The 16,871-nt window shown below is 68.7% G+C and carries 14 protein-coding genes; 12 read left to right on the forward strand and 2 right to left on the reverse strand.

The window, feature by feature from the left end:
• The first annotated feature begins 276 nt into the window (after positions 1-276).
• Both D457_RS0112975 and D457_RS0112980 read left to right on the forward strand, forming a co-directional pair.
• On the forward strand, positions 277-837 hold the full coding sequence (locus D457_RS0112975) for a GNAT family N-acetyltransferase (RefSeq protein WP_026116601.1): 561 nt from the start codon (positions 277-279) through the stop codon (positions 835-837).
• 212 nt (positions 838-1,049) lie between these two features.
• Positions 1,050-2,366 carry a phosphoribosyltransferase gene (locus D457_RS0112980; protein WP_017581097.1) on the forward strand — a complete coding sequence of 439 codons (1,317 nt, stop codon included), beginning with the start codon at positions 1,050-1,052 and terminating at the stop codon, positions 2,364-2,366.
• A gap of 193 nt (positions 2,367-2,559) precedes the next feature.
• Here D457_RS0112980 and D457_RS0112985 read toward each other — a convergent pair whose 3' ends face one another.
• Complete coding sequence (locus tag D457_RS0112985) at positions 2,560-2,859, reverse strand: WhiB family transcriptional regulator (RefSeq protein ID WP_017588640.1); 300 nt, start codon at positions 2,857-2,859, stop codon at positions 2,560-2,562.
• An 842-nt stretch (positions 2,860-3,701) separates the two neighbouring features.
• Here D457_RS0112985 and D457_RS0112990 point away from each other — a divergent pair.
• From D457_RS0112990 to D457_RS0113020, 7 genes are all read left to right on the forward strand, one after another.
• Positions 3,702-4,109, forward strand: coding sequence for a YccF domain-containing protein (locus tag D457_RS0112990; protein WP_017581098.1), 408 nt, complete (start codon positions 3,702-3,704; stop codon positions 4,107-4,109).
• A gap of 201 nt (positions 4,110-4,310) precedes the next feature.
• Positions 4,311-5,633, forward strand: coding sequence for an AI-2E family transporter (locus D457_RS0112995; RefSeq protein WP_017581099.1), 1,323 nt, complete (start codon positions 4,311-4,313; stop codon positions 5,631-5,633).
• Between the two features lie 297 nt (positions 5,634-5,930).
• Positions 5,931-7,529, forward strand: a complete 1,599-nt coding sequence (locus D457_RS0113000; RefSeq protein ID WP_026116602.1) for an ABC-F family ATP-binding cassette domain-containing protein — start codon at positions 5,931-5,933, stop codon at positions 7,527-7,529.
• 266 nt (positions 7,530-7,795) lie between these two features.
• Entirely contained in the window at positions 7,796-8,002 is a 207-nt protein-coding gene (locus tag D457_RS35730; protein ID WP_026116603.1) for a helix-turn-helix domain-containing protein, read from the forward strand.
• 70 nt (positions 8,003-8,072) lie between these two features.
• Positions 8,073-8,915, forward strand: coding sequence for an enoyl-CoA hydratase/isomerase family protein (locus D457_RS0113010; RefSeq protein ID WP_017581102.1), 843 nt, complete (start codon positions 8,073-8,075; stop codon positions 8,913-8,915).
• Between the two features lie 401 nt (positions 8,916-9,316).
• Positions 9,317-10,876 (forward strand): DEAD/DEAH box helicase, encoded by a 1,560-nt coding sequence (locus D457_RS0113015; protein WP_017581103.1) that lies wholly within the window; start codon positions 9,317-9,319, stop codon positions 10,874-10,876.
• Between the two features lie 212 nt (positions 10,877-11,088).
• The gene (locus D457_RS0113020) at positions 11,089-12,705 is read left to right on the forward strand and encodes an alanine/glycine:cation symporter family protein (protein ID WP_017581104.1); all 1,617 of its coding nucleotides are present in this window, start codon (positions 11,089-11,091) and stop codon (positions 12,703-12,705) included.
• Here the strand turns inward: D457_RS0113020 and D457_RS0113025 are convergent.
• Positions 12,702-13,007, reverse strand: a complete 306-nt coding sequence (locus D457_RS0113025; protein ID WP_204367452.1) for a hypothetical protein — start codon at positions 13,005-13,007, stop codon at positions 12,702-12,704. The two genes, D457_RS0113020 and D457_RS0113025, sit on opposite strands and share 4 nt — an antisense overlap.
• Before the next feature lie 323 nt (positions 13,008-13,330).
• On the opposite strand from D457_RS0113025, the gene D457_RS0113030 reads away from it, so the two are divergent.
• From D457_RS0113030 to D457_RS0113040, 3 genes are all read left to right on the forward strand, one after another.
• Positions 13,331-14,413, forward strand: coding sequence for a permease (locus D457_RS0113030; protein WP_017581106.1), 1,083 nt, complete (start codon positions 13,331-13,333; stop codon positions 14,411-14,413).
• The gene (locus D457_RS0113035) at positions 14,410-15,273 is read left to right on the forward strand and encodes a TIGR03943 family putative permease subunit (protein ID WP_017581107.1); all 864 of its coding nucleotides are present in this window, start codon (positions 14,410-14,412) and stop codon (positions 15,271-15,273) included. Before D457_RS0113030 ends, D457_RS0113035 begins: the two co-directional genes overlap by 4 nt.
• Positions 15,274-15,434: 161 nt before the next feature.
• Positions 15,435-16,871 carry a sensor histidine kinase gene (locus tag D457_RS0113040; protein WP_026116605.1) on the forward strand — a complete coding sequence of 479 codons (1,437 nt, stop codon included), beginning with the start codon at positions 15,435-15,437 and terminating at the stop codon, positions 16,869-16,871.

A 16,871-nucleotide genomic window follows, 5' to 3' on the forward strand; every position in this document is an offset into this window, starting at 1 on the left:
TTCGATGCGTGCGGATGTTATCGGGCCCCACGAGGGGACGACCAGTGTTTTCCAGGGGTTCTGCGCGCCCGGGCTTGCCTTTGGCGACGGAGCCGTTTTACATAGGGGTTCTGCCCTCGTCACAGTGAAGCCCCGAGCCCCCTCCCGTACTCCGACACGGCCCTTGCACACGGTCGGCCCCGCGGCCCGCTCCCGCGTAGGCACCCCCTGCCCGCCGACTCCCTCACACCGGGACGCGCCGTGCCCCGACGGTCCCGGTCGGAACCGGAAGATCACATGATCAGAACGAGCGCGCTGCGAGAAACTCCGACTCTCACCGGGAAGAGCGTACGACTGGTCCCCTTGGGCCCCGAGCACACGGACGCCTATTTCGCCGCGGGACTGGACGAGGAGGTCCGCAGGCTCACGGGTACCCACGGCCACCTCACCTACGAACGGGCACGCGAGTGGTGCGAGAGCCGCGAGGGCCGCAGCGACCGGCTGGACCTGGCCATCATCGCCCCCGCCGATGGTCGTTACCTCGGTGAGCTGTCCATCTACGCCGTCTCGCCCGAGAACGAGACCGCCGGGTACCGCATCGCCCTGTCGGCGATTGAGTTCACCGGCCAGGGGTTGGGTAAGGAGGCCACCCAGCTGGTCCTGGAGTACGCCTTCGAACAGATCGGCCTGCACCGGGTCTGGCTGTACGTGTATGCCTTCAACATGCGCGCTATCGCCGTCTACCGCTCCTGCGGCTTCTACGTGGAGGGCCGCCTGCGGGATTCTCTACTCTGGGAGGGCCGCCGACACGACGCTCTGCTGATGGCCGTCCTCCGCACAGGGTTCAGGGGGCGTTGAGGCGGTGCTGAGGCGGCGTTGCCGGAGCGCTGAGGGAGCACGAGCGGGCGGGGCCGGGGCGGCCGGGGACAGCGGCCCCGGGTGGTTTTTGCCACCGCGCGGGGTTGTAACCCGCGTACGGCGGGGTATGCCGGTACCACTTTTCCAGCGGCTCACTTCAGACAGCCGGAAGGAGCGGTGCCGGGCTCCGCGGCCCTGGCGCCGGTGCGGACATGAACCCGGTACCCGTTTCCCTGCCCTTCACCGACCGGTCCGAGGCGGGACGACGCCTCGCAGAGCGGGTGCGTCCCCACGCCGTCAACGACCCGCTCGTGCTCGCGCTGCCCCGCGGCGGGGTTCCGGTCGGTGCGGAGCTGGCTGAGCGCCTGGCTGCCGATTTCGACGTGCTCCTGGTCCGCAAGATTGGTCTGCCCGGACAACCGGAGACGGGTGTGGGCGCGATCGCTGAGGACGGGCACGTGTTCTACGACGACCGTGCCCTGGCCCGGATGCGGGTGCCCCGCCAGGCCCTGTCCGACACCGTGGCCTCCGAGCGTGACGAACTCGACCGTAGGAAGCGCGCCTACCGTGGGGGGCGCCCGGCCCCCAGGATCGCCGGACGCGACTGCGTGGTCGTCGACGACGGTGTCGCCACCGGGGGAACCGCCCGGGCGGCCCTGCGGATGGTGCGCCAGGCGGGCCCGGCGCGCCTGGTCCTGGCCGTACCGGTCGCTGCGCCCGAGGCGTTGGAGGCGTTGCGCGAGGAGGCCGACGCACTGGTCGTGCTCACTGCCCCGGACAACTTCCGGGCGGTAGGGGAGTGGTACCGCGACTTCGGCCAGCTCTCGGACGGTGAGGTGATCGCGGTCCTGTCCGAGCGCGAGCGCCTCCATCGGCGGCCCGATGTCGCCAGGGCGGTGCGGATCCGGGCGGGACAGGTCTACCTCGACGGGGACCTGACCATGCCGACGGCGCTGCGCGGTGTGGTGGTGATGGCGTTCGGCCAGGGGCAGAGCGACCCCCGTTGGCGGGCGACCGCCTCGGCGATGCAGCGCGCGGGCTACGCCACCCTGCTGCTGGACCTGCTCACCGCGGACGAACAGGGCGCCGACGGCGCCGCGGGCGGTGAGACGGACACCCGGGTCCTGGGTGAGCGGTTGGGCGCCGCGGTGAACTGGTTGCGGCGCGCCACCGACGCGGCCAGCGAACCGTTGGGGGTACTGGGTTCGGGCGCCGCGGCCCCGGCCGCGCTGCTGACCGCCGCCGAACGGCCCCAGGACGTGGCGTCGGTGGTGGTCCACGGTGGGCGCATCGACCAGGCCGAGCCGAGCCTGGCCGAGGTTCGGGCACCGACCCTGGTCCTGTTGGAGAGCGCCGACTCGTTCGTCCGGGAGCTGGGTGAGTGGACCCGGGGCCGGCTGGGCGGCCCCTCGGAGCTGAGGGTGGTCTCCGGGGCCGAACGGCTGCTCCGGGGCGACCTGGGCTGGCGCCAGGTGGCGGTGGAGACGCTGGGCTGGTTCGACCGCACCCTGTCCCAGCGGCCGGAGTGAACCGTCAGTGCTGTTCGGGGTGATTCACGGCCCGGATGATTCGGAGCCGGGAAATCTACTGCCCAGGTGATCCTTCAGCGGACATTCGGGACATCGGGCATGAGAAAACCCGCGGCGCCCTCGACGTACTACGTCGGGGCGCCACGGGTTATCGGGGCCGGGGCCACCGGGAGAGATCCGCTCGGCGGAATCGTCAGGCGGCGTTGGCGCGGCGCATCCGGCGACGGCGCTCGGAGGCGCGCTCGTCCTCGTTCAGTCCGCCCCAGGTTCCGTACTTTTCCGGACGCGAGATCGCGTAGTCCAGGCAGTCGGTCCGAACCGGGCAAGCCGCACAGATCTCTTTGGCCTTGCGCTCCCGAATCTCCCGCTCCGGCTGGCGTTCGCCATCGGGGCCGAAGAAGAGCACAAGGTCCTCGCCCCGGCACGCGGCGGCATCCTGCCACCCCCAGCTCGGGCGGGGGCGCAGCGCGGCCTGCCGACGTACCTGAGACATGCTTGAACCACCTCTACTGAAATCACTAGTAAGCTGTCTGAAAAAGCTTCAGTCACCAAAAGTTGGTCATGCGGCGTGAGTCACCCCGCACGACGCAAACGTCGAGCGGTGTTGACGTTGTTCCCCGGTGTGGCTGAGACCACGAGAAGCGCCATCACAGAGGCGATGCCTGCGGATGATGGGGTGCTCTCACGCGAACGGCCGCGGAGGCGGTGACAGCCTCCGTCTGAGCCGGTACGTAATCATGCCATCCCCACTCCCGATCCTGCACGGGGGGTGGGGAAATTACTCATCCAACCGTTACCGAAACCTGATGCTTGGCGTCCGGTCTCTGGTTGTCTGTTGGATTTTGTCGCACTTCGCCAGATCTTCCGTCTTGCGAAGGACACAGCACATCGTATGGTGCGATGTCCCTCCTGCCTAGGGGGTCCTCCTGATACGCCGATCACATTGCGGTCTAACCATGCTCTCGAGATTGGGTGTGACCGAATGTCCTCACTCAGGGCGACCGCGGCCCGGTGCTCCACCGGCTTCCCCCGCTAGGCTCGGCGTGTCGCCTGAGCCCTTCGCGACACGCCGGTTCCCCGCGGCCCCCGAGTTCCCGCGGAGTCCCCCGTACCCCCTCCTTCCGTCCCGAATGGCACACCGCCGCCGCGAGCCCCCGCCGCGGCCGCTCCGTACCGTCCCCTAGGGGAAGGACCAGGGGGCAGGGAAAGGAACAGGGCATGGTGCGCGAGCGTCCCAGACGATAGAAAACAGGGTGCGCTCGACCATCCGCACCATGCGGAGGAGGCGCACGCCGTCCCGATCCTGAGCGGGACCGAACCAAGGAGACGAACACCGTGGCCCTCTTGCGGCTCATCCTGAACATCATCTGGTTTTTCGTCGCTGGATTCTGGCTGGCTTTCGGCTACGTCATCGCCGGGATCATCTGCTGCATCCTCATCGTGACGATTCCCTTCGGCGTCGCCTCCTTCCGGATGGCCAGCTACGCCATCTGGCCCTTCGGCCGCGACCTCGTGCGCAGGTCCGGCTCCGGTGGCGGCGCCACCTTCATGAACGTCATCTGGCTGATCGTCGCCGGCTGGTGGCTGACCATCGGGCACATTGCCACCGCGCTGGCCCTGGCGGTCACCATCATCGGCATTCCGCTGGCATGGGCCTCGCTCAAGATGATCCCGGTTGCGCTGGCGCCCTTCGGCAACGAGATCGTCCGTAGCGGTCACCCCCGGGAACCGTGGCAGTTCTGACGTAGTTGATCTCTCCCGACTGATATCTCACGATTGATCTCTCGCGGGGTCCGGTAGAACCAGCGGACCCCGCAGCGCATCCCCCAGACATCCCCGCAACACAGACATCCCCCGGAACAGTGTCGACACGTGGCCGCCGCCGGACCGGCCACCGCGCAACAACCAGAGAATGGAGTCCATGTGCAAGCCCAACGGCCGGGAGTGTGGGCGCTCCTGAACAAATGGCTCGTCGCCCGCAGAGCCCGCGCCGAGCGTCTCGCCCAACTCGAGGCGCAGGAGGAGGCCAGATCCGCGGCCCAACCTCCGGTCGAGGAACAGGCCGCCGAGCAGGAGGACGTCGGCGCCGGCGACCTGCTTCGAGTGGTCAGCGACGTCGCCTGGCGGATGCTGATCATCGGTGTCGTGGCGGGCCTGCTCGTCTACGCCGTCATATACCTGCGGATCATCACCCTGCCGGTCGTCATCGCGGTGTTCGTCACCGCGCTGCTCATGCCGATGGCCACGTGGCTCCGGTCCAAGGGCCTGGGGCGCGGGACCTCCACCGCGGCCTCGATCCTCACCGCGCTGGTCGTGCTCGGCGGGGTGATCACCCTGATCATCCAACCCGCCATCCAGGGCATCGACGGGCTGATCGCCAGCGTTTCCAGCGCGTTCATCGGACTCCAGGAGTTCCAGCTCGACCTCCCCTTCGGGTTGGAAGCCGACCCGGCGCTGCTGGCCAACATGTTCACCAACGCCTGGGACCAGATCCAGGGCATGATCACCGAGAACACCCAGGAGCTGGTCAGCGGCGCCTGGACCGCCGGTGCGGCCGTGGTCCAGGTGCTCATCAGCCTGGTGCTGATCATCGCCCTGACCGTGTACTTCATCCACTCCGGCGACAAGCTGATGGACTGGTTCGTCACTCTGTTGCCGCCCAAGTCCCGCCCGGGCATGCGCCACGCCGGCGGTGTCGCCTACGGGGTGATGGGCCGCTACGTGCGCGGAGTAGCGACGGTGGGTGTCGTCGACGCCGTCGGTATCGGCATCGTCCTGGTCATCGTCCTGGACATGAACCTCGCCATCCCGCTGATCGTGCTGACCTTCGTCGGCGCCTTCCTCCCGGTCATCGGCGCCTTCCTCACCGGGATCCTGGCCGCCCTGGTGGGCCTGGTCGCCGAGGGGTGGCCGACAGCCCTGATCATCGCCGTGGCGGTCATCGTGGTCCAGCAGGCGGAGAGCAGTGTCTTCGCGCCCCGGATCTACGGTCAGGCGCTGGAACTGCCCGCCCCCATCGTCCTGATCGCCATCACCGCGGGCGGCATCCTGGGCGGTGTCCCGGGCATGTTCCTGGCCACCCCGGTGGCGGCCGTGCTCGCCGCGCTGCTGCGCAACCGTCCGCCCTCCCATCACGAGGACGGGGAGAACTCCGGCGAGGAGGACGGGGACGGGAAGAATCCCCCCGCCAAGGAAGCGGCCGCCGTCGTGGTGGTCGCCCCGGCCTCGGACCAGCCGGAGAAGAAGGACGACCCCGCCAAGGAGTGACCGTTCCCGGGGAGTGAGTTCGCCCCCGTTCGCACCTCCACGGGAATGCTTCGCGCCCCCGACCCCGTTGTGCGGTCGGGGGCGCGACCGTGTTCCCGGCCCTCCCGTACGGACCCGCACCTAAAAACCCTCGCGCCGCCCCTCGCCCCAGCCGTTAGTCTGGGGCGGTCGGTCCGAGGACACGTGTCCATGCGCGGCCCCTGCCGCGAGACCACCGCTGAGCCGCCCTTGCGGGGCGGCGCCATGCGGATCCCGACCGCCCCGAACCGCCACACCACTGTTGAGGATGCCCCACCCATGTTGATCGCCACCGACCTCGAACTGCGCGTCGGACCTCGTCTCCTGCTGGAGCCGACGACCTTCCGTGTCGCCGCGGGGGACCGGATCGGACTGGTCGGCCGCAACGGTGCGGGCAAGACCACCATGACCAAGGTGCTCGCGGGGGATGGCCTGCCCACCGGCGGCAAGGTCACCAGTTCGGGCAGTATCGGCTACCTGCCGCAGGACCCGCGCACCGGCGACCTCGACGTCATCGCCAGAGACCGGGTGCTGTCCGCGCGCGGGATCGACGAGGCCCTCAACGGTCTGCGCGAGGCCGAGAAGAAGATGGCCAGCGACCACGAGAAGACCCGGAACAAGGGCGTGCGCCAGTACGCCCGCTGGGAGGAGCGCCTCCATGTGCTGGGCGGTTACGCCGCCGAGTCCGAGGCCGCCGCCATCGCCTCCAGTCTGGGCCTGCCCGACAAGGTGCTGTCCCAGCCGCTGCACACGCTCTCCGGTGGTCAGCGCCGCCGGATCGAGCTGGCGCGCATCCTGTTCAGCGGGGCGGACACCCTGCTGCTGGACGAGCCCACCAACCACCTGGACGCCGACTCCATCGTCTGGCTGCGTGACTTCCTCAGGCACCACCAGGGCGGGCTCATCGTGATCAGCCACGACGTGGAACTGGTCGAGCACGTGGTCAACAAGGTGTTCTACCTGGACGCCAACCGCAGCACCATCGACATCTACAACATGGGCTGGAAGCTGTACCTGTCCCAGCGCGAGGCCGACGAGCGCCGTCGCCGCCGCGAGCTGGCCAACGCCGAGAAGCAGGCCGACACCCTGCGCAAGCAGGCGGACAAGTTCAGGGCCAAGGCCTCCAAGGCGCGCGCCGCGCAGCAGATGCTCAACCGCGCCGACAAGCTCCTGGACGGGGTCGCGGGGGTGCGCAAGTCCGACAAGGTCGCCAAGCTGCGCTTCCCCGACCCGGCACCGAGCGGCCGCACGCCGCTGATGGCCGAGGGGCTGTCCAAGTCCTACGGGTCGCTGGAGATCTTCGCCGGGGTGGACCTGGCCATCGACCGCGGCAGTCGCGTGGTCATCCTCGGCCTGAACGGCGCGGGCAAGACGACCCTGCTGCGGTTGCTGGGCGGGGTGGAGGAGCCCGACTTCGGACAGGTTGTCCCCGGGCACGGGCTCAAACTCGGCTACTACGCCCAGGAGCACGAGACCTTGGACGTGGAGCGGAGCGTGCTCGAGAACATGATGAGCGCGGCCCCGAACCTGCCCGAGGTGGAGGCGCGCAAGACCCTGGGTTCGTTCCTGTTCACCGGCGACGACGTGAGCAAGCCCGCGGGTGTGCTCTCCGGTGGTGAGAAGACCCGGCTGGCCCTGGCCACCCTGGTGGTCTCCAGCGCCAACGTGCTGCTGCTCGACGAGCCCACGAACAACCTGGACCCGGCCAGCCGCGAGGAGATCCTGGCGGCGCTGCGCAACTACAAGGGTGCGATCGTCCTGGTGACACACGACGAGGGCGCTGTGGAGGCGTTGCAACCCGAGCGCGTCATCATGCTGCCCGACGGTGTCGAGGACGTGTGGAACGCCGAGTTCGAGGACCTCATCGCACTGGCTTGATTCTCCGGGCCTGATTCTCTTGACCTGATCCGGGCCTGACCACAGCGGCCTGATGGGGATGGTCCGTGTGACCATGGGGACGGGGTGGACGCTCAGAGCACTGGGAGGTTCACCCCTCTTCTTTTCGGGCGTGGTTAGTGGTTTTCCGAAACCCGCTGTTTTCGGCGTGGCGCCCGATGAATGTGGCGGCCCGTGAGCGGGATGTCCGATCATGGCTGTGGTTCCGGACCGGTGGAAACCCCACCGCCGTCGAAGGGGAGAGAACTGTGACTGACGCGTTGAGAAAGGGCACCCGAGTGTCGGGGGCGGACCGTTCCGAGCTGGCCTCCCAGCTCAGGCGCCGTTATGACGAGGGCGAGAGCATCCGCAGCCTGGCGGCGGCGACCGGTCGCTCCTACGGGTTCGTGCACCGGCTGCTCAGTGAGGCCGGGGTGGAGCTGCGCGGACGCGGCGGTGCGACACGCAAAGCCTGATCCCCCTGCACAACCAGGGTTACTGGCGAGTAGGGTCGGCTTGTTGTCAACCGACGTGACGGAGGAACCCATGGCACAGGACGCACGGGAGCCCGGGAAGCAGGAGCTGCCCACCGAGGAGGAGCTCACCCGGGCCGGGCTCAGGCTCGCGGTGGAGGGGGCGGTCGCCCGCATCACGATCAGCCGTCCCGAGCGCCGTAACGCGATGACCGGACGCACCTGGACGACTCTGGCCCACATCGGCCAGGCACTTCCGGGTGATGTCCGAATCGTCGTCATCGCCGGAGAGGGTGACATCTTCTCCGCTGGGATCGACCTCAACATGTTCACTCCCGAGGGGGTGGACGGTGAGCGCTCCATCGTCGCCGGGCTGGCCGACGGCTCGGCCGACGAGGCCGACCTGGACGCCTATATCTCCGAGCTCCAGCAGGGCTTCCTCTGGCTGCGCCGCCCCGACCTCGTGACGATCGCCGCGGTGCGCGGCCATGCCATCGGCGCCGGGTTCCAGCTCGCCCTCGCCTGTGACCTGCGCATCCTCGCCGACGACGCCAAGTTCTGCATGAAGGAGCCCGCCCTGGGCCTGGTGCCGGACCTCACCGGCACCAAGCCCCTGGTGGACATCGTCGGCGTCCACCGCGCCACCGAGATCTGCCTGACCGCCCGCAAGGTCGGTGCGGAGGAGTCCCGCGAACTCGGCCTGGCCACCCTGGTCGTCGGTGTCGACGAGCTCGAGGGCGCCGTGGACGACGCCGTCGCCGGGCTGATGGCGACCAACCCCGACGCGGCCGTCGCCACCAAGGCCCTGCTGCAGCAGGCGGCGGGCAACACGCTCGAGGAGCAGTGCGCCGCCGAGCGCAAGGCTCAGGTGGGCCGTCTCACCGCCCTGGCCAAGGCCATGGCGCCCGGCACCTGACTGAGCGGCCCATCTGCTCGTGAGGGTGGTCTGACCTCGGCCGGGGCCTGCCCCGGACCTCGGGGGCGGGGTCGGAGGAGACCGGTATCACCGGTGAAAACCCCCCATCCCGTCCCCGCTCCAGCATGATCTCTAGTACGCTGCTCCAAGCGGTCGATGAATGCCGCGCGCATCCGAGCGCGCCGGGCCGCCAAGACGCGGAGAGCGTGTCGACCCGCTCGACATCACTCTTGACCCGAAGAGCACACGAGCCCCACTTTCGTAGGGGCCGCTTCCGCGTGTGATCAGGCGCGTTTGTGTGATTTCTTCGCTGGGTCCGGCTGTGACCGTGTGGAGCCTTCCTCGAAACGCTGCCAAACGATGAGGAAGGTACACGTCACTTGACGACGGACACTGCCGTAATGCCCGCTTTCGACTCTTTGGGTCTTCCCCAGGACATCGTCGACGAGCTGGCCAAGAACGGTGTGACCAACCCGTTCCCGATCCAGGCCGCGACCATCCCCGACGCCATCGAGGGCCGTGACGTCCTCGGCTGCGGGCGCACCGGTTCGGGCAAGACCCTGGCCTTCGGCCTGCCGGTCCTGATGCGTTGCGCCGAGCGCCGCGCCGCCGCCAACCGCCCCCGGGCCCTGATCCTGGTCCCCACCCGCGAGCTCGCGCACCAGGTGCGCGACGCCCTGCGCATCTACGCCCGCGTTCTGGGCGTCAAGGTCGGCGACGTGGTGGGCGGCAGCTCCTACACCCGACAGATCAACGAACTGCGCCGTGGCGTCGACCTGCTGGTCGCCACCCCGGGCCGCCTCACCGACCTCATCGACCAGGGCGCGTGCGACCTGGGCGACGTCGAGATGTCGGTGCTGGACGAGGCCGACCAGATGTGCGACATGGGATTCATGCCGCAGGTCAGCGAGCTCCTCGACATGGTGCGCCCCGACGGCCAGACCCTGCTGTTCTCGGCCACGCTCGACGGTGACGTCGACAAGCTCGTGCGCCGGTACATGAACGACCCGCAGACCCACTCCGTGGACCCGCCTGTCTCCCAGGTCACCACCATGGAGCACCACCTGCTCAAGGTGCTGCCCCGCGACAAGAACAAGATCGTCGCCCAGATCGCCGCGCGCGAGGGCCGTACCATCATGTTCGTGCGCAGCAAGTACCGCGCCGACACCATCAGCGAGCAGCTGGCGGAGGCGGGCGTGCCCAGCGCTTCCCTGCACGGCGGCAAGACCCAGAGCGTGCGCACCCGCACCCTGGCCAAGTTCCGTGAGGGCAAGATCCAGACCCTGGTCGCCACCGACGTCGCCGCCCGCGGCATCCACGTCGACGGCATCGACATGGTGGTCAACATCGACCTGCCCACCGGCCACAAGGACTACCTGCACCGCGGCGGCCGTACCGCCCGCGCCGGTTCCTCGGGCGCCGTGGTCTCCCTGGTCGCGCCCAACCAGCGCCGCATGGCCCGCCGTCTGATCAGCGATGCGGGCGTCGACGCCAAGCAGCACCTGGTCAACCCCGGTGACGAGCTCCTCTCCGAGGTGACCGGAGCCAAGGAGCCCAGCTGGGAGCCGTGGATCGAGCCGCCGGAGCCTGTCCGCGAGCGTCGCGGCCGCGGCGGCCCCCGTCGCGGGGGTTACCGCGGCGGTGGCGGTGGCGGCTACCGCGGTGGCGGTGGCGGGGGTTACCGCGGCGGTGGCGGCGGCTACCGCGGCGGCGAGCGCAGTGAAGGCGGTTACCGCGGCGGCGACCGTCGCGAGGGTGGCGGCGGCTACCGTGACGACCGTCCCCGTGACGACCGCCCCCGTGGTGAAGGCGGTTACCGTGGCGGCGAGAGCCGTGGCGAAGGCGGCTACCGCGGTGGTGGCGGCTACCGGGGTGGCGGTTACCGTGGCGGGGACTCCCGCGGCGGCTACCGCGGCGGCCCCCGGCGCAACGACCGCTACGACTCCGCTCCGCAGCGCTAGCCAACGAGCGGTGGCCTAGCCACCAGCGGTAACGCAGTACCGGAAACACCCCGAGGCGGGTCCGACCACAGGTCGGGCCCGCCTCGTCATCGTTTACGGTCCTTTACCGCCCCGTCGCGTGTTCCAGATGACCAAAATCCCTTCTGACGAGGACAGTTGTCCGCAAACCCCGATCCCGCACGCGGGACCACACGCCGCCTGAAGGGGAACGCGTGACCGTCCTCAACGACATCCTGGTCGCCCTCAACGACTTCTTCTGGACCTTCTTCCTCATCCCGCTCCTGGTCATCCTGGCCATCTACTTCACCGTGCGGTCGGGGTTCGTCCAGATCCGTCTGCTCCCGGAGATGTTCCGCGTCCTGCGCAGCAGCCCCGGACTGGCGCCCGACGGCAAGAAGGAGATCTCCGCCTTCCAGGCCTTCGCGCTCTCTGCGGCCTCCCGGGTGGGGACGGGCAACATCGTCGGCGTGACCCTGGCGATCATGCTGGGCGGCCCCGGGGCGGTGTTCTGGATGTGGCTGATGGCGGCAGTGCTGGGCGCCGCGTCGTTCGTCGAGTCCACTCTCGCCCAGCTCTACAAGGTGCGCACCAGCAGCGGTTTCCGCGGCGGCCCCGCCTACTACATGCTCTACGGTCTCGAACGCCGGTGGATGGGCGTGCTCTTCGCTGTCATCATCACGGTGACCTTCAGCCTCATCTTCAACTCCGTACAGGCCAACAGCATCACCGGTGCGATCGGGACCACCCTCGGGGAGTTCGACGGGCCCAGCGGGCTGTGGGTCAACGCGTTGATCGGCCTCGGCCTGGTGGGTCTGACCGCCACGGTCATCTTTGGTGGCGTGCGGCGTATCGCGACGGTCGCGCAGGGCCTGGTCCCGCTGATGGCCATCCTCTACATCCTGCTCGGCGTCGCCGTGGTCATCATCAATATCGAAGCGGTCCCGGGGGTCTTCGGCAGCATCTTCGCGCACGCCTTCGGGTTCCGTGAGGTCGCCGCTGGCGGTGTGGGCACGGCGATCCTGTGGGGCCTGCGGCGCGGCATGTTCTCCAACGAGGCCGGTCTGGGATCGGCGCCCAACGCCGGTGCCACCGCCTCGGTCTCCCACCCGGCCAAGCAGGGCCTGGTGCAGAGTCTGGGCGTGTACTTCGACACCTGGCTGGTCTGCTCGGTGACCGCGTTCATCGTGCTCCTGTACGGCACCGAGTTCGACACGGAGCTGGCACCGATCGTGGTCACCCAGATGGCGCTCCAGAGCTCGCTGGGCGCCTGGGCGATCCACGCCCTGACGGTCATCCTGTTCCTGCTGGCCTGGACCTCGGTGCTGGGCAACTACTACTACGGCGAGTCCAACCTCCAGTTCCTGGACGCCACACACCGGCACATGACCTACTTCCGCGGCGCGGTCCTGGCCGCCGTCTTCCTGGGCTCCATCGCTCCGCTGACCGTGGTCTGGAACTTCGCCGACGTCTCCATGGGTGTCATGGCCGCCGTCAACCTGGTGGCCATCGCTCCGCTGTCCACGATCGCCTTCCGCCTGCTGGCCGACTACACCCGACAGTTGCGCAACGGCCTGGACCCGCAGTTCACCCTGGCCAAGATGCCGGACCTGAAGAACGTCCACTGCTGGGGCGAGGCCACCGGTCCGCTGCCCGAGGCGGTGGACCGGTCCGAGGGCCTCGCAGCCGGTGACCCCGCACCGCAGGAGGATCCGGTGGTGGACGGCGGCGAGGGCATGCACGACGCGGATTGGGACCACACCGCCACCGGTGCCTCGAGTGACGAGGGCCCGGCCCCCGAACCCGGCCGGGGCCCGGGCCGGGACGACTAGGAACGCGGCCGGGGCGGGGCGGTCAGGAGCGCGGCTCGGCCGGGACCCCGCCCTTGGGAACGGCGGCCAGGTCGGTACCCCTGGTACACCACCGCCACGAGGGTCTTGCGCCAGTGGTGGCGGAGCACCTCCAGGACGGGTGCCCGCTCGGTCCCCTGGGTCGCGGCGGCCTCCTGGGAGGCCCTCTCGAAGACCTTGGACCCGCTCACCGCCAGGCGGATCCACAGGCGGACGAAGACTAAGATCCCGGACAGCAGGAACTGGATGCGCCAGCCCTGGTCGAGCAAGGCGCCATCGGTCATCGTCACGGCCAGGATCGCCGGGACGGAAGAAGTCGTACCACTCGATGGTTGTTTCGTTGAGGCCGGCCGCGACCACGCGGTGGAAGGGGCCCGGGGAGCGTCTCCACCGGCGGCGGCGGTGGTGGCGTCGTTCTCGGTTCCGTGCCCGCACACGCCAGGGACACCGGTGGCCGCTGCCTGAGGTGGCTTGAATCACGCTTGGCCGCCGTCTCATGTGCGGATCCACCCCTGGTTGTCCCCAGGTCGGCTGCTCACGACCCAAGCGAAAATCATTTTCGGTTACTATGCGAAAAGTCCCCAACCGAACCCGACGGAGTGCCCCTGTGTCCGAACGGACCGCATCGGAGCGTGGATCCACGCCTGATCCCGACGCCTCGCTCGGTGACTCGATCGCCGGCGGCTGGGACAACCGAGCAGACGAACTACCCCCCGCGGAGTGGGGGCGGGAGAAGAGCTCTCGCAGAACCGGAACGGTCTGGCTGTTCGCCCTCTTCATCACGGCGATGGCCATGGCTCACGCCTGGCTCAGCGACGAACTGACCAGCCAGGCCTTCCTCGCCTGGATGACCATCTTCACCGCGATCAGTTTCCAGGCTCTGCCCTTCCTCGTCTTCGGGGTGGCCTTCTCCGCCGGGCTCACCGCGTTCGTGCCAGCCTCGTTCTACCGCAGGTTCCTTCCCGACAACCCCCGTCGCGCCGTGCCTGTGGCGGGTGCCGCAGGTGTGTTGCTTCCAGGGTGTGAATGCGCTTCCGTGCCCATCGCGGGAAGCCTCATCAAGCGGGGTGTGGCACCAGCCGTAGCGCTGACCTTCCTGCTTGCCGCACCCTCCATCAATCCGATCGTCATGATCGCCACCGCGGTGGCCTTCGCCGGACAACCTGAGATGGTGCTGGCCCGGTTCGTGGCCTCTCTGCTGGCGTGCGTGGTGGTCGGGTGGATCTGGGTGCGGTTCGGTCGTACGGAGTGGCTGCGGCTGCCCGCGCGCACGCATGCCCCCGGGGCCTCGAAGTTGAAGGTCTTCCGCGAGTCGATGCTGCACGACATGATGCACGCCGGCGGCTACCTGGTGGTGGGTGCCGCCGCCGCTGCGACCCTCAACGTGATCGTGCCCCGCGCCTGGCTGATGGCTGTGGCCGATGCGCCCGTGATCTCGGTTCTGGTGCTCGCGCTGCTGGCGATCATCCTGTCGATCTGTTCCGAGGCCGACGCCTTCGTCGCGGCCAGCCTCACCGATTTCTCCCCCACCGCGCAGCTCGCCTTCATGGTGGTCGGACCCATGGTGGACCTCAAGCTCATCGCCTTGCAGGCTGGAGTGTTCGGGTGGCGGTTCGTCATCCGGTTCGCACCGATTTGCCTGGTGGTCGGTCTGCTCTGCACGTTCCTGATCGGAGGTCTTCTGTTTTGAATCGCATCGCTCAGGGGCTCACGCTCGTGTTGCTCGGTGCCGCCGCGTTGACCAGCACGATCCCCACCGACCTGTACCTGAACTGGGTCAAGGCGGGTTTCGGTCCGTTCCTGATCGCCACCGGTGTCATCATGGTCCTGCTCGGCGTCCTGGTCATCACGGCCGAGGTGCGCGGCGAGAGCCAGGCCTTGGACGAGGAGCCCGCGGTCCCGGAGAGAGCCATCCAAGGGGAAGCCCTCGTCATCGGGGCGCACGAGAACGGATCGGAGCGCTCCGAGCTGGAGCGGGCCGCCGAGGAGTACGGCGGCGGTGGCTCCGGGCACGACCACGGCCACGACCACTCGCGGGCACCGGCCGTGGCCTGGCTGCTCCTGCTGCCGGTGATCGCGGTGTTCGTGATTGCTCCGCCCGCGCTGGGCTCGTACACGGTCGAGAGCACAGGGGGGTCGTCCGGCCCGCCGCCCCGGGACGAGCGCGGTGCCTCCCGGTTCAGCGACAACCTCAGCGATGCCGCCCCTGGTGACGTGGTCGAGCTGGACATCCAGCAGTTCGTGCTGCGGGCCTGGGTGGACGAGGACCGGGAGATGTCCGGGCGTGAGATCGAACTGACCGGGTTCGCCGTCCCCAACCAGGACGGGGAGGGCTGGTACCTGGCCCGGCTCCAGATGGCGTGCTGCGCCGCGGACGCGGTGGTCAACAAGATCCTGATCACCGACCACCCGGCGCCGGAGGCCGACACCTGGTGGAAGGTGCGCGGCACCTGGGTGGAGCCGGAGGGTGATTTGTACGAGGTCGCCCAGCACGAGATGGAGACCATTTCGGTCACCGAGGTCACCAACCCGCCGGACCCGTACGAATAAAACCGACTCGGGCGAGGGCCGTACGGAACAGTCCGTACGGCCCTCGCCTGCTCGGAAGAGGTAAATCGTCCGGATCGGGATCTTGCCCCCCTTCACGTACTTCGGTCGCCACACCGGAGGTAATTCGACAGTTTTTTATTGCCCTGAGTAACAATGGTGGAGTGGCAGAACGGCAGGAACACCCCCGGGGACCATGGCGCGCCCTGCGTCCGCGCACTATTCGTGCTCGGGTCACCGCCGGAGCCGTCGCCATGCTCACTCTGGTCCTCTGCGTGGTCCTCGCAGGTTCGGCACTGCTCATCCGTGAGCTCACTCTGAGCCAACTGCGGGACCAGTCCGCCGAAGGCGCTCGGCACGTGGTCGAGCACATCATGACGGAACGTTACGACGGTCCGATCCCCGCCTCAGAACCCATCCTGCGCTTGCAAGTGGTCGACTGGCAGACCGACGAGGTCCTGGCCGCCAGCGATGCCCTCCGCGGCGTCCCGCCCCTGACCGACCATGATCCGGGGCCCGGCGATTTCCGGATCGACCATGTCTCCTGCGGTGTGGTCCCCGGTGACGACACCGGAGACTGCTTTCAGGTAGTGGGGTACTCGGTCACCGGTTCCGCCTACGGGGACGACGTCATGGTGCTCGCGGCCACCCGTACACCGCTGATCCTGGCCGGGAACATCCTGGAGTTGGTACTGCTGGGGACCTCGGTGGCCCTGCTGATCGGCACCGGGCTCATCATCTGGTACGGGGTGGGGCGTGCGCTGCGCCCGGTGGAACAGATCAGCGCCGAGATGGACCGGCTTTCCGTCAGCGATCTGCACCGGAGGCTGCCCGTGCCCAAGAGCGACGACGAGATCGCCCACCTGGCCCGCACCGCCAACTCCAGTCTGGCCCGGTTGGAGGAGGCGGTCACCCGTCAGCACCGCTTCGTTTCCGACGCCTCCCACGAGCTGCGCAACCCCATCGCGGGCATGCGCACCAAACTGGAGGTCGAACTCTCCGACCCCGAGCCCGACCAGCGCGCGCGGGAGCGGCTCCTGACCGGGCTGCTGTCTGACACCGAACGGTTGGAGAACATCGTCTCCGACCTCCTGGAGCTGGCCCGTCTGGACACCGACATTGCGATGAAGCGCGAGAAGATCGACCTGTCCGCCTTGGTGGAGCGGGAGTTCTCCGGCAGGTGTGGGTCGGACGAGGTGCTCGTGCACGCTTCCGGGCCGGTGTACACGTACGTCAACCGGCTCCGTGTGGTCCGAGTGCTGACCAACCTGGTGGCCAACGCCGAACGCCACGCCCGAAGCCGCATCGACATCATCGTCCAGCACCACCAGGGGGCCGCCGTGGTGGAGGTCCACGACGACGGTTCGGGTATCCCGGTCAAGGACCGCGAGCGAGTCTTCGAACGCTTCTCGCGGCTCCCGGAATCCAGGGAGCGCGACCCGGGCGGCAGCGGACTGGGGCTGCCCATCTCCCGGGAGATCGCGCAGGCCTACGGGGGCACCCTGACCGCCGGGCACAGCGACCTGCTCGGCGGTGCGCTGTTCGTCCTGCGCCTCCCCGACCAGCCGATCCCGCCGTCCGACCAGAAACGGGAAGGGTGA

It is taken from the genome of Nocardiopsis valliformis DSM 45023, assembly GCF_000340985.1.
GTDB classification, from domain to species: Bacteria; Actinomycetota; Actinomycetes; order Streptosporangiales; family Streptosporangiaceae; genus Nocardiopsis; species Nocardiopsis exhalans.